The sequence below is a fragment of the Micromonospora sp. GCM10011541 genome (assembly GCF_042650725.1).
Taxonomy (GTDB): domain Bacteria; phylum Actinomycetota; class Actinomycetes; order Mycobacteriales; family Micromonosporaceae; genus Micromonospora; species Micromonospora sicca.
The window spans coordinates 18737-31894 of sequence record NZ_JBHSBP010000002.1 but is presented as its reverse complement, the minus strand read 5'-3'; the positions used below and the strand labels follow the sequence as shown (position 1 = coordinate 31894).

The 13158-nt window shown below is 68.9% G+C and carries 8 protein-coding genes; 1 reads left to right on the top strand and 7 read right to left on the bottom strand.

Going from position 1 to position 13158, the window contains the following annotated elements:
- Positions 1-10 precede the first annotated feature (10 nt).
- From ACFOYX_RS00365 to ACFOYX_RS00345, 5 genes are read right to left on the bottom strand one after another with little or no spacing between them, the layout of a single operon-like run.
- The gene (locus tag ACFOYX_RS00365) at positions 11-1612 is read right to left on the bottom strand and encodes a DUF6884 domain-containing protein (RefSeq protein ID WP_322442492.1); all 1602 of its coding nucleotides are present in this window, start codon (positions 1610-1612) and stop codon (positions 11-13) included.
- The gene (locus ACFOYX_RS00360; protein ID WP_322442493.1) at positions 1609-4704 is read right to left on the bottom strand and encodes a helicase-related protein; all 3096 of its coding nucleotides are present in this window, start codon (positions 4702-4704) and stop codon (positions 1609-1611) included. Before ACFOYX_RS00360 ends, ACFOYX_RS00365 begins: the two co-directional genes overlap by 4 nt.
- Positions 4701-6452, bottom strand: a complete 1752-nt coding sequence (locus ACFOYX_RS00355; RefSeq protein WP_322442494.1) for a phospholipase D family protein — start codon at positions 6450-6452, stop codon at positions 4701-4703. Before ACFOYX_RS00355 ends, ACFOYX_RS00360 begins: the two co-directional genes overlap by 4 nt.
- Positions 6439-7674 carry a DUF6361 family protein gene (locus ACFOYX_RS00350; RefSeq protein ID WP_322442495.1) on the bottom strand — a complete coding sequence of 412 codons (1236 nt, stop codon included), beginning with the start codon at positions 7672-7674 and terminating at the stop codon, positions 6439-6441. Before ACFOYX_RS00350 ends, ACFOYX_RS00355 begins: the two co-directional genes overlap by 14 nt.
- 13 nt (positions 7675-7687) lie before the next feature.
- Entirely contained in the window at positions 7688-8443 is a 756-nt protein-coding gene (locus tag ACFOYX_RS00345; RefSeq protein WP_322442496.1) for a DUF429 domain-containing protein, read from the bottom strand.
- Between the two features lie 215 nt (positions 8444-8658).
- Between ACFOYX_RS00345 and ACFOYX_RS00340 the strand changes: the two genes are divergently transcribed.
- Positions 8659-8886: a hypothetical protein gene (locus ACFOYX_RS00340; RefSeq protein WP_322442497.1), complete on the top strand. Its 228-nt coding sequence runs from the start codon at positions 8659-8661 to the stop codon at positions 8884-8886.
- A 9-nt stretch (positions 8887-8895) separates the two neighbouring features.
- Here ACFOYX_RS00340 and ACFOYX_RS00335 read toward each other — a convergent pair whose 3' ends face one another.
- Positions 8896-10392 (bottom strand): hypothetical protein, encoded by a 1497-nt coding sequence (locus ACFOYX_RS00335; protein WP_322442498.1) that lies wholly within the window; start codon positions 10390-10392, stop codon positions 8896-8898.
- A 6-nt stretch (positions 10393-10398) separates the two neighbouring features.
- Positions 10399-13104 (bottom strand): hypothetical protein, encoded by a 2706-nt coding sequence (locus ACFOYX_RS00330; RefSeq protein WP_322475116.1) that lies wholly within the window; start codon positions 13102-13104, stop codon positions 10399-10401.
- Positions 13105-13158: the final 54 nt, after the last annotated feature.

Sequence of the window (13158 nt, the reverse complement as noted above, 5' to 3'; positions counted from 1 at the left end):
CCTTCGGCCGTCAGACCGCTGCCGCCTGACCGATATCCTTCGGGCAGACTGATCGCAGCGGGCAGCCGCCGCAGTCTGGTATGCCTGGCCCGCACCAGCGTCGTCCGATCAGCCAGGCAGGGAAGTCCAGCTCTCCGGGCCGCTCGGGGTGTAACCATCGCGCCACCTCCACCATGTGGTCGATGTCGTCGCGCTCGGCGAGTCGCGTACGGAGGAATACCCGCCGTACATGCACGTCGTAGGCGATGTCCGTCCCGGATAGCTCCCGGATCGGCACCGCCAGGTCGCGGGCCAGGATCTCTACTGCCATCGCCGACTTCTTCTGTGCGATGCCGGGAAACCTCCGCAGCCGGGTGGCCAAGTCGGTCGCGCGGGGTTCGCCCGCCCAGATCCGGCCGGCGTCGCCACCGTATTCGTTCACGACGATGATGGCGGCGGCGACCAGCCATCCGGGCATGTTGTTGACGAACCGATGCAGTGCCCGCGGCTGGGCGACGGCAGCACGTACCTGCTCTGGTTCGGCCGCCACCCGCGCGGGGTCGAGGTGTCCGAGGCGCTGACGCAGGTCGTACGGTGCCTGCCATGCCCGCTCGGCGGGTATGCCCTGGTCGAAGATGACGGCGAGTAGGAACGCGAACGGGTTGGTCAGGATCAGCGTGTTGGCTTCTGGGTGCGGTGTGAATCGGGGTGGGGTGCCGGCCCGTTCGGCCTGATGTTCCCGCCCGTACGTCAGCAGGGCAGTGACGATGGCACGCGCATCTGGCCGAGCGGGAACGGGCATGCCGGCGGGCGCGAGCGGTGGGAGGGTCTCCCGGGGCTGCCCGGCGAGAGCTGAGGGTTGTTCTGGTGCTGGTGATAGGGACTGCCGGCTGTACCAGGCGAGCTGTTCGCCGAGCGGTAGCCCGGCTAGCGGTCGGCGTACCGTCGCTCCGGCCTGGGTGAGCAGTGGCGCGATTGCTTGGGCGTACTCGTCGCCGGCGTGGATTTCGATCACGCGGTCGCGCACCTGGCCCACTGCGCGCATCAGCTTGGCCGCTACCCATTGGCCCCAGACCCGCCGGTAGTCCTTGCTTTGCTCGGCGAGGGCGGTGTCGTACGGCGCGAGCACCGTTTCAGGCAGCACCAGGCCATGCTCGGCGCTCAGGATGTAGTAGCGGCGGGCGTGCCGTTCGACGTAGGTGCGGCGGCGGATGAACAGCGGCGAGACGTACAGGTCGCGGGCTGGCACAGGGCGGTCGAGTTTCGTCTTGACGCAGCCGATCAGTGCGATGTCGGCCTGGGTCTCACCAGACTCGGCCGGCCTTGAGTGCCCGCTCGGGCGCTGGGTCGGGATCGATGGCTGAGCTGTGGGGGAGGAGGGCGGTCGGCTGCTGTCGACGAGCGTGTACCGGCCGGGCCCGACCCGGATGAGCGGCATCCCGCACGGGCTCGGCGGGCCGCCGGTGGTATCCCGGGTCATTCCCTGGATGACCGGGCCGAGCGACTGTGGGTGCCGCCTCGGGTCGAGCCGTTGGACCTCGTCGATCAGCTCCGCTCGGCTGAAGTTGAGCTTGCGTTTCGCGAGCTGGCGCGCTGCGGTGAGGATGAGCTGCCAGGCTGGCTGGTCGGTCACTGTCGCTTCCATTCAGGGGCCGGTCGCAGATCCAGGATGTCGGGTACGCCCGCCGCGCCGGTCTCCCGTCGTCGGAGCAGGTTCAGCAGGTCCTCCTGCCTGGGCTGGCCGAACGCCAGCCGGTACATCACCAGGTCCGACTTGAGCCGGTCGAGCTTCGCCTGGTCGCGGCTGAGCGGGTACGGCAGGATGTGCCGCTCGATCTTCGCCGGTCCCGGGAACACCCAGTACGGCGCGAAGTCGCCCAGCTCTCCGGAGACTGCGCGTGCCGCGTCGTACAGGGCCTTCCACACGTCCGGCTCGGGGGAGCGCAGGGCCTCCGTACGGTGTGCGGCGGCGACGTTGCGGCGCACGGCGTGCCCGCCGAACCGGTGTACCCGGCCCTCACGCTGCTCGAAGTCGACCGGGTTGGCGGGGGTGTTCCAGTGCACGACGGCCGAGCACCACTGGTGGAAGTCAATGCCCTCCTGGCCGGCGCTGGTCGTGGCGACCACGAATGGCCAGAACGGGCTGTTGAAGGCCCGCCGCACGGTCTCCTTGCGATTGACCTGGGACTGTTCCTCGCCGCGGCCGCCGTAACGCAGCGCGAACCGACCCGGCAGCTTGATGGGCTGACCGGGGTGGCGCGGGTCGAAGGCTTCGTACGTCGACGGTCGGCTGGCGATCGCTTGCCGCGCCTCTTCGGCGAGTCTGTAAAGCTCGTCGTCGTCCAACCGGGTGTCGGAGGCCCCGCTGCGCAGCGTGTGCAGGTGCTCGTCAAGGACGGCCTGCAGACCCCCGGCCGCGCAGTAACGGAGCACCGCCTGCCAGTAGACCTGGCCCATCGACAGGCTCTCGAGCAGCTGCGCGGATTCCGGCCGGTTGAACAGGGAGCGTAGCCCGTTGGCGAGGAGCGCCGCGGCGCGCCAGTGTCCCGCCGGTGTCACAGTGCTGTCGGTGTGGATCAGCCGGGACAGCGCCCGCCAGGCGATGTTGCCAGGTCCGTGCAGACCGATCGCCGCGACACTGTCGAGCAGACGGTCGAGGTGTTCTGCTGTCGGGTAGCGGGCCTGGCTCGCCAGCTCGCGGGCTCGTGCCACGTGCCGGTCCAGGCCGGTGGCCGCTCCTTCCTCATCGGCGGAGGTACCCAGGGCCGCCGCGGCGTCTTCGACGCCGGGATCGGCGTCGGGCCACTGGAAGACCAGCTCCCACGGTTCGGCGGGGCTAAGCTCGGTGGGCGCCGCATCGCCAGACGTGCGAGCGCGCAGCCGTTCGCGGACCTCCCGCTCGAATTCGTCGAGCGGTGCGGTTTCGTCCGGCCGCTGCCGGGCCAGGGCCAGCGGGTCGCACAGCGCGGCTAGGGCGGGATGCGGCCAGAAGAGCGCGAGGGCGTTCATCGCCGCCGGGCGGCCGTGTTCCATGCGGTAGTCGAGGTGCCGGTGGCCCTCCCCGGCACGACCGAGCCGGCGTTCTGCCTCGTAGCTGAGCAGCCCTGCGACGGCGGTGGGGGTGGCGTTCCAGGACGAGAACAACAGCCGCTTGGTGATGCCCTCACGCGCCGCGGCGGCGAACGGCTCGCCGAGCGCGTGGTACGGCAATGACGGGGGCAGCCACAGCAGACGCCACCAGCCTCGATCAACAGTTCCCGCAGCGAGCTGCCGCAACCGGCCGTTGCCGAGATCGACCGGCTCTCGTCGGCTGATCACCTTGGCGTCGAGCAGATGCGCAGACGCCAGCAGCGCGGGCACGTCGGGGTGCGGCTGGCCATCGAGCGCCGCGCGGACCTTGTCACCGAGCTGGTAGCCGTCGAGGAAATTCAGGAAGTACGGCGCCGACTTCCAGTACTCGACTGTCATCGGAGCGCCGACGGCTTTGGCGATTCTGCGCATCGACACGTAGCTGCGTACGTCGGCGGCGTCGACGTCGTTGGCGAGGCTGACGTGCTCGCGCAGCATCCCGTCCTGGCCCAGCGCAGGCCGCTCGGTCCGGCACATGACTCGCAGCAGCAGGCCGCGCAGCCAGTCACGCAGGTCACCGCAGGGCTCGCCGCGTACCAGCGCATCCCGGTACCCCTCGAACGCCTTTGTCACGTCGGCGTGCCAGGACTCGTCGTCGCTGAGGAAACGCAGCACCTGCCGGAAGTCGCTGTAGTGGTCCTCGCCGGCGGCGATTTCCTCGGCGAAGGTGAACGGTTTGTACGGGGTGGCCGACAGCAGCAGGACCCTGGCGGCCCGGTAGTCGAACAGGTGGCGGGCGAGTTCGGCACCCTCGCCGCCGTTCGGATCGAGCAGCTCCCGGAACCGCTGGAACTCGTCGAGGATGATCAGGTCGGGTTCGAGAACCTCGACGCCAGCGGTGGCCAGCGCCGTACGTAGATCGCCGGTGAGCTTGCGGGCCTTCTCCTGCAGCGCGTTGGGCAGGGCGGGGCGCCGACCGATCCCGTCGAGCAGTGCGTCGAACTCGTCGAGCAGGCCCCGCTGACGGGCACGGCGCAAGAACTCGCCGGTGATCGTGGGGTCGAGTTTCCCCTCGAGCTGCTCCCGCAGCCGGTCGCAGTGCCTCTTGAACCGTTCAGGGTTCGCGACGCCCGCCTGCAACGCCCGTAGCGCGGCCCGCGTCCGCCAACCGTCCCAGGAGTTCGCCTGTTCGAGGAGCAGGAACAGCAGCGCCCGCTCCTCCGCGGTACCGGTCCGCCAGCCCTGATCGAACGAGGTGCCCGGCGTGAACGCGACCAGGTTGATCGGCTTGCCGGCGGCGACGGTTGCGGCGTTGAGCTGGTGCGCGTGCTTGGCGAGCAGGGTGAGCCGGCTGGACAGCGTGACGGTCTCGTCGGGGGTGACCCGTAGCCGGCCGATGTTCTGCCGGGCGACGTCCTGGTTGGAGCAGACGTAGATGACGTCTACCCGCTCCACGCTGGTGTCGTCCTGCAACCGCTGCAGGGTTTGGGCGATGACGCCTCGGGCGACGACGCTCTTGCCGAGCCCGGTCTCGTCGGCGACCAGGAAACGGCGGGTCGGCTCGGTGCCGAAATACCGGTCGATGACGTGCGCGACGGTGGCGCGCTGGAAGTCCTTCAACCCGGCCATGACTGGTCCGGCGTCGTACCGCTTCACCGGCTCGCCGCCTCTGTCATCGTGTCCCGTGCCGCTGTGATGACCCGCCACAGCTCGGGGAAGCCGGGCGGCAGCAGCCGCTTGCCGTCACCGCCGGCTTCGATGCGGGTGACCAGCCGGGCTAGGTCGTCAAGCTGCTCCGGCCGGTCGACGAGAGCGTTGAGCAGCAGCTCGAGGATTCCTGTCCCGCCGGTGCGCCAGGCGCCTTGTCCGCCAGCGTGGTCGCTCGCGACGGCGGCAGCCTCGGTACCGAGGCCGAGCATCAACAGCAGGAACTGCAGGAACTTCTCCGGCGTGTCGATCTGCTGGGCTATGAGGTGGTCGAGCCGATTCGCGGGGTCGCCGATCAGGGTGGCGAGAACGACGGTCTGCTCCCGGCCAGTGCCGTCCTCGGCGATGACGAGGACGAACGGAGTTATGTCGGCCAGCGCAAGCCCGATGAACGCCGCAGCCACCGGCTGCCCCGGAACCAGCAGCACCGCCTCGCCGCGACGCGTGTGCAACTGCGCGGTAATCCGCACCCCCGACACGTCGGGCAGGGCGTCCTCCGAGGTCAGCCGGATGCCGTAGCCGTCGGCCTTGGGCGTGACGGTGGCCGACAGTGGGATGGCAGCGATGTCGCGGACCAGATCGCGCAGGATGCCCGTTTCCGGCTCCGGCTCGGTGGCCTCCTGGCGTTCGTATGGCTCGAGGATCTCCCGGAAACCCGCCCCGGGACCGAGAAGGGCATTGACGCCCCACTGAGTGCGGCTACCAACCAGCTCCACCAGCAGTTCGACGTTACCGCCGAACGCCGCATCGGTGGCATTCGCGGAACCGAGCAGGACTCGCGCCTGGTGGCCCTTCTCCACCACGTACACCTTCGCGTGCAGCCCGTGAAGCACCTCCTGGCCGGACGGCGCCTCCTCGGCGGGCAGGCCGGCTAGGGCGCTGACTACGAACGTCTCGGATCCTCCCAGGCTCTCCTGAGGCACGCAGTCGAGCGTCTCCTGGCGGCTCACCAGCGACAGCTTGCCGCTCGGTGCGCACCGCTCCAGACCGCCGGCCGTGCAGAACGGTGATATGACCAGGTGACGCGTTCCTTCGAAGTCCGGTGGGCGAGTACGAGGCACCCCCAACGCGTAAAAGAACATCTCCCGCGCGCCCTCGGGATACTCCCACTCGGTCCGACGCAGGTCCTCGCCTAGCGCCTCGATCGCTGCCCGCCGGTCCGGCGGCATTGGCGCGACCGCGAGGTGCAATGTGTGCTGCACGAGGTCGAACAAGGGTTTGTTGGTTGCCAGCCGGCGAGTGCCAGTGTGACCGTCCAGGCGCAGGCACACGTCCCAGCTGCGATCCTTGGTCAGATTCCGGCTGAGCACCAGCATCCGCAGCGATGTCTCTCCGGTCGCCTCGTCAAGGAACCGCAGCGCCCACAGCTTGGGGTGGAACAAATGACCCGGCTTGGGACGGCGCACCTGGTGCACCATGGGCTCGACGAACGCCAACAGCGCAGACCGTCCCGGCGGCACCACGATCTGCCCTGCCTGGCAGAACACGTCGATGCGGTCGGCGCAGTGCCGTACGCCCTCCATCACCGCAATCGGGTCGGTCGACTCGCGCAGCCCGTGCGCGGCGAAGGCCAGCGGGGCGACCAGCAGACTTTCCAAGTCCAGGGTGAACGTCAAGGCCACGGCGCGGGACAGCCGCGCGCCCGGTGGCGGGCGCAACGCGTCGAGCAGCAGCGCGCGGGAGTCAGGCGTGAGCACCGGCAGCCTCCGGCAGGTCGGCGGCGCAGCCGTCGTGGATGTCGGCGAGGATCCGGCGAACCTGCGGCCAGCGGAACACCAGTGGTCGACTGCCTGAGGCGCCGCTCCACGCGCGCAGCAGCTTGTCGTTGACCAGTCGCGACTGGTCTTTCTTCACCGACCGTTCCCGCTCGGCCACGAGGTTCCGCAGGCTCTGGTCGGTGGCGGCGTCGCCCGCGGCTCCGCTGGTGACCGCGTCGATCCATCGGTCGATGAAGCGACGTGCGGCGACGTTCGTGGCGATCCGTGGATTCTTGTCGATAAGTCGGGTCCACATGCCCGGTCGGTCCCAGCCCTTGAGGTTGTGCTCCGCCGACACCCGATCGTTCCACCTCAGCAGCTCGTTCCGGTACCGGGCCACCGGCTCCTCGCGCTCGGTAAGGCCCGCCTGCTCGTATCGCTTGGCGATGAGCAGGTTGTACAGCAGCGCTGCGCCGTGGATGGCCAGCGAGAATCGCTGGGCGTCCCGGACCAGCGGGCCGATCGGCTCTGGCGCGGCGAGCGTCGTCGGCTCACTCCACGGTGCCTCACTGTCCCAGCCGGGACGGTGCTCGGGCTCGAGCAGGTACGCCAACAGGGTGTTCGGCTCTGCGGCGAGGATCCGCTCGCGCAGCCAGCGGGCCTCGTCCGGGCGCAGCCTCAGCGCACCCTCGATCTCACTTGGAAACTTCGCTGGCGCCGCTGGCAGCGTCGGGTGCCAGGTTCCGCTCGACCGTTCGGTCATCTCGTCGGTCTCGGCCGTGCCGACAGTCAGTCGACGGTCCGGGGCGGTGTCGTCGTCGCCGGTGCGGATGCCGTACCGCAGCAGCGCCGCTGCGTAGATGCTCGACGGCAGCGTCCGCACGCCGACGCCGGCCCGCCGGCCGATCACGCCCTCGGTGTCGTCTCCGCGCAGCAGGGCGTCGATCACCTTCCGTTCGTTGCGGTCGACCTGCGCGGCGAGGCGGTCACCGCGTAGCCCACGCCGCTGCGCCTCCTGGTAGCACCAGGGCACGATCAGCAGGTATCGGGCTCGGTTCTGGAGGACGGAGGTGCCCGGGAAGAGCAGGTCGCTGAACGCGTCGCGGACCTGGCCGATGCCCAACTCGTCCCGGCTTTCCGTGTCGCTGAAGAGCTTGAGCAGCTCACGCATGCGTTGCTGGTCGTCGCGGGAACTGTCCAACCAGCTCAGGCCCGATGTCATGGATGCCTTCCACTCATGCTTCTGCCATGTCGATGAGACCGCTGGGAGGACAGGTGGGAAGAGCGATCCAGCCCTCGGTACGCGCGATTACTCGCTGCTCTTCGTTGGGCCTGGTGGCCTTCCCCATCGCGGCGGCGCGCGCACTCAACGCCGCGACTACCGAGTCGAACGCATCATGGCTGCGCCGGCACAGCGCCTCGAACGCTCCCAGCTCGAGCCATGGTGCGGCCGCACAAAGTGCGGTCACGAGGTCGGCGTGCTGGGCCTGCTGACCGCGTCCCTTGTAGCCGCGGTGCGTCAGCCCCCAGCAGTTCAGGGCCGCCGCCGGGTACACCTCGACGATCTTGCCGCTGCCGCAGCGATCAACGTCCTGCCCGTCGGCGGCGAGCATCGCCAGCAGCCCGGCGCAGCGGAGGGCGGTGTGCGCGATGCGGTCCGCTGCCACGCTGAGCGGAACGATGCCCGTCTTCTCGCGCACGACCTCGTCGGTGAGGCGGTAGGCCATGCGACGGCGCCACTGTGCGCCCTCACTTTCGGCAACGGTGACGTGACCGGATTGGTGGGCCGTCATGAGCGCGACGAAAGGTCCCGGCCATCCGAGCGGGCAGTCCAGTCCGGTCTTGTCCACGTCGTGGCTGGCCTTGACGATGCAGGCGTCGCTGACGTCGAGTACCAAGTCCCGCACCACCGCGCGGTCCGACAGCCATTCGATCGTGGCCATGGCCGTGCGCTTGTCCGCTGCTGCCAGGTCAACGCCGAGGGTCAACACCGCAATCATTCTAGGTACGCCGGACCCGATTGGACATGATCCGATCGATGGGTGTTGCGCGCCGTTCAGCTGTGGCGGTGCGCCCGCGCCCAGGCTGCTGCGGCTTGCGACCTTCGCCGAGGAAGCCGCAGAGGCACGGCATGATGGCCCGTACATCTTTGCCAAGGTGTCGTCGGATCACTTCAATTGCAGGCGACACCGAGGTGGCTACGGTCATGGCCGAGCTGATCACGCGGCGATCTGTCTTTCACCCGGAGGCCGACTTCCAGCACGCATTCGCGTGGACAGCCTCATTGCTGCGTGGGCTCCTGGTCGCCCTCGTCATCCTCCTGATCTGCGCCGATACCCGCCATGTGGTGTTCAGCCTCGGCGGTTTAATTCTGGGTGTCCGCGCCGGCGCGCTAATCGCGATCTTCATATTTGGCTCAAGTACCAGGCGGTAGCACGAGCGGTTAGATCGGGTTTACCGTTAGCGTGCTCCGGCTGAAGGCAGCCAGGATCCGCTGGTGGGTCTGGCGGGGGAGCGACCGTGATCCAGGTTCGCCGAGCGGGGTACCGGGGCGGGCTGGCGCCTTGCTTAGCAGGTCGTTCAGGCCGCTGCGGGCGACCATCAAGAGGCCGTGTGTCGCGCGGGTGCAGGTGACAGCGAGGCGCCCGAAGGCGGAGTTGAACTCGTCGAGCTGTTCGGCTCCGGAGAGCGGGTGGATGGCAACGGTGATGGCGTTGGTCTGGCCCTGCCAGGAGTCGACTGTTGATGCCACGAGTACGCCGTCGGGCAGGTCGTACTTCTCGGCCAGGCGCTCGACCAGCTCGGTCGCGTCGTCGACGGTCTGGTTGCGGGTGGCGAGGATGACGATCAGCGGGTTGTCCGTGGACGCTGCCGAGTTCACGCGAACCTCTTCGAGGGGCTTTCCTTGGCCGTCGTACTGCCGGGCGACGGTGCTGAAGCCACCCGCGAGCAGGGGGGTGAGCAGTTCCTCGACTATGCCGAGAAGTGGGAGATCGATGTCGGCAGCTTCGGGTGCGGGCAGGCCGTCGACCTCGAGAAGAGTGGGATTTCCACTGGCGACGGAGGCCCAGATCGAGGCTGTTGCTCCGGTCAGTGGCGGCAGCTCCACGGACCGGTCGCCGGGCCCTGCCACACAGTTGAGCTGATCCCAATCGCTGTAGAAGGCCCGCCAGAGCGGAAGCTGTGCGGCCGTGGGGCGCCATACGGCTGGGAGATCGAGAACGCAGGTCGTATCGCCGCCCTCGTAGGCGGTGGGCCATGCGCGGTACGGGTTGTAGCCGGGGTCCCCTCGCCACGGGTTTTGGCTGGGGTCGATGGGCGGCAGCTGGCCTACGTCGCCCACCCCGACGGAGATGGGAGCGAGTCCCTCGACTGTTGAGTAGCGATGCCGGGGGAGCTGCCAGGCCTCGTCGACAAACAGCACGTCGAAGGGAAGCGAGTCGTTGCCGGCTGATCCGAGGTGGTCGAGCAGTCGCCGGCGCTCGCCCAGCGCGCCCAGCTTGTGAGAAGTGCCGAGAACAACCTCGCAAGAGCTGGGGATGAGCGTGGTTGTCGTCGCGACGGAGACGTTGTCGCGTACGTCCTGTGGGACGTCGGGTAGGCGGTCCTGGGCCACGAAGAGGCAAACCTTCGCTGCGCCGAGGGCCTTACCGAGGTCGCCGGCCAACGGGAAGACCTGTTTGTTGGCGAAGGCCGTGACTGCGACCCGGGTGCAGTTGGCGTGGTCCAGACCCTCGCGGACCATGCGCACCAGCGCGTAGGACTTCCCCGCGCCCGCGGCGGCGCGCAGCAGGATCTTGTCGTAGTCCGCGGCACCGCTCAGGGCCGCCGAGAGCGCGGAGATGGCGCGCTGGGCCGCCTCGATATTGCCCTTAGCCGCCTCCTCATGGTGGAGCGCGTCATCGGCTGATGCGGCGGGGGTGGAGAAGGTTATGGTCACTGCTGCTCAGTCCAGGTCGTCGATGGTCAGGGTGTCGGGCGCCGGTGCGGGCGGGGGTTCGGGTGCGTCGGTGCCCGGGCCGACGTCGAACCGTTCCTCATCGACGAGGGGTGGCCACACCTCGGGGTTCAGCTCGCCACGTTCCCGGCGTTGCGCGAGCAGGTCGGACCATTCGGCCTCGGCAACGGTGTGCGGCCTGCAGCACCACCGGTGGCCCTCTGGATCGGAGGCATAGGTCGATGCGGTGCACGTGTTCTTGGGGGCGGACTGGTTGTCCAGGGACGGTCGCGACACTGCGACCTCGTGACCTGACCGGAGCGGCTTGCCGAACCAGGCTGTGTCCGCCAGGACCAACTCGTCGCCGACTGCCAAGCGGGGTGCGACCGTCGGCTCCCAGAGGAGCCCCTCGACGCCCCGGACTTCCCTCAGCGTGGCCACCGGGAGCTGGCCCAGCTTGAACGATCCCTTCTGGGTCTTGACGGTCGTGGTGGGCTCCTCGACGAGGCTGCGGCCGTTGATGTGGAGGGCGACGACCCGAGAGCCGTCGACCAGGCGCCGCGACCTCACGTCCAGGCGGACGGGGTCGAGGTCGATCACGGTCGCGAGTGCAAGCTCCCGCACGCCAGCGTCGGTCGCCTTGTCGCGCGCGGCGGAGGCGTCGGCCAGACAAGTGAGTTGGTCGAAGCATCTCCGGTCGGCGTCGAGCATCACTACCTGAATGTTGCGCCAGTTCGGATAGGTCCGGGAGAACCGCACCAGATCCGAGGCCTGCAGCGCCAACCGACGTCCCCACACCTCCTGGGCGTCGCCCTCCAGCTCGCGGTGCACCTGGCGCAGTCGGGAGGCGTCCAGGCGTTCAAGTACCGCCAGCGCCCGCCCGAGCACCTCGATGCGGTAGTCCAGAGCGTCCTGAACCAGCGCGTCGTACGCCGTCAGTTCCCTTCCCTCGCGAAGGGCTCGATGGATTGCGTCTGACGCGGAGTTGGAGAGCCGCGAGCCGGGGGTCTCGGGTCGCTCGGCGATGTCGTCGGACACCTTCCGGTGGTCCAGCGGGTCGGTTGCCTCTGCCCAGGTGACGAGGTAGTCGAGGCGGCCCGTGTCCACCGCGGGGCCGCCCGGCACGACATGCGAGGCAAGCACGGACCGCAGGTCCACGATGGGGGTCCGAAGGCTCATCGCCCGCGCCCGGTCCTCCTCAAGAAGAAAGCTGACCGCGACCCGCTCGTCGGTGTCCAGCGGGTCCGGCAGTGTCGCGGGCTCGCCGTCGAATGTCAGCGCCGGGCGACCGCTATCCAGATCGTGCTGCCAACGCAGCCGACTCAGCTCAACGCCGGCCAGGGAGTCCGCCGCGGTCGCCAGCAGGTCAGCGGTCGGACGGTCCGGAACGACCAGATGGACCGGCCCGAGGCCCGCCTCATGAAGCTCCCGGATGGCGCGGCCGAGAAGGCGCATCATCGCCCGTCGCGTGAACGGGGACTGTGGCTCGGAGAAGGTCCGCCGTACCCACGCGCCAGGCCCGTCCGCGCCCACACCTTGCAGGGCCACGCCATGCACGCCGAGGGCCGCGGCATCAGACTTGACGAGCACCAGATTGATGGAGCCGGGCAGGCCGCACGGGTCAGTGCGTGAACGCCCGATCCATTGCGGGAGGCCGGTGACAGTGGCAGTGACCTGCGCGATCGTGCTGGATGGCACCTCTCCGATCTGCCCGGTGCCGGAGACGAGCCCCACGACCGCAGGTCGGGTGAGTCGGTCGACGCCGATCTCGGTGAGCAGGGCGAGTGGGTCGTCGGCCGCGCGAAGCTCTTCCCGGCAGCACGAGAAAAGGTTGCAGGTCACGCAGCTGCCCGGGTCAAACGTTGCCTCAAGGCGAGCGACGTACGTCACCAGCTCGTCCTCCGCCGGCGCGCTGTCGCCGAGCGTGGACTTCACCGCCAGCCGCTCATCGGCGCGGGTGCGCACCTCGTCCCGGTGGTCATCCAGCAGTTCAACGACCGCCTCGGGCTGCAGGAAGGCGTTGCGCGGCACGGCCAGCGCACCGTACCGGTGCACCTGCATGCCGTTGGGCAGCATGCTCCATGCGGCGGCAGACTCGGCGCCGAGGGCAACCTGCAGGAAGCCCTTGAGCATCCGGCCGTCGTCGATGCGGGAACGGATTCGCTCGTAGTCCTTCGCGTCGCCCACGATCAGCCAGGACCCGATAATCCGGTCATCGTCGGCCAGGCGTGGGCAGACGATCGCGAAGTCCGGCTGGACCGCGGTGGCGCCGGGGACGTCCTCGAGCTTGAGGTACGGGACGGCGAGCGCGGTCAGCATGGTGGCTTCGCCGGAGAAATTCGCCTTCAGGTGCGCCTGGGCGAGCTCTTTGGCCGTGGTGTCGATGACGCCGTGGCAGTCGCGTCGACGCACCGCCTTCGGGCGGGGGAGGCCGAGCTGCCCAACGGTTTTGGTGAGCAACTCGGTGACGAACCGCTCGGAGTGCACCAGCGCCTCGAAGGTCATCGCTCGCATCCAGCGGGCTTCGGGGATCCCGGCGCTGATGTCAGGGTGCCCGATGTACGCGGCGAGGGCCTTGCGGGTCCTGCCGGTGATGAACGGATCGGTCAGTCGGAACCGCTCGCACCCGGCATGAGCTGAGGCGGCAACCGCACTGGTCCCGCCGCCGGACTGAAGTCCGCCCATGTCGTCGATCCCCCGTTCGCTCTGCCCCACTACGAGACCCCCGGCTTCGGGTGGGGGTTCGGCGACATGACAGCGCGTGGCGCT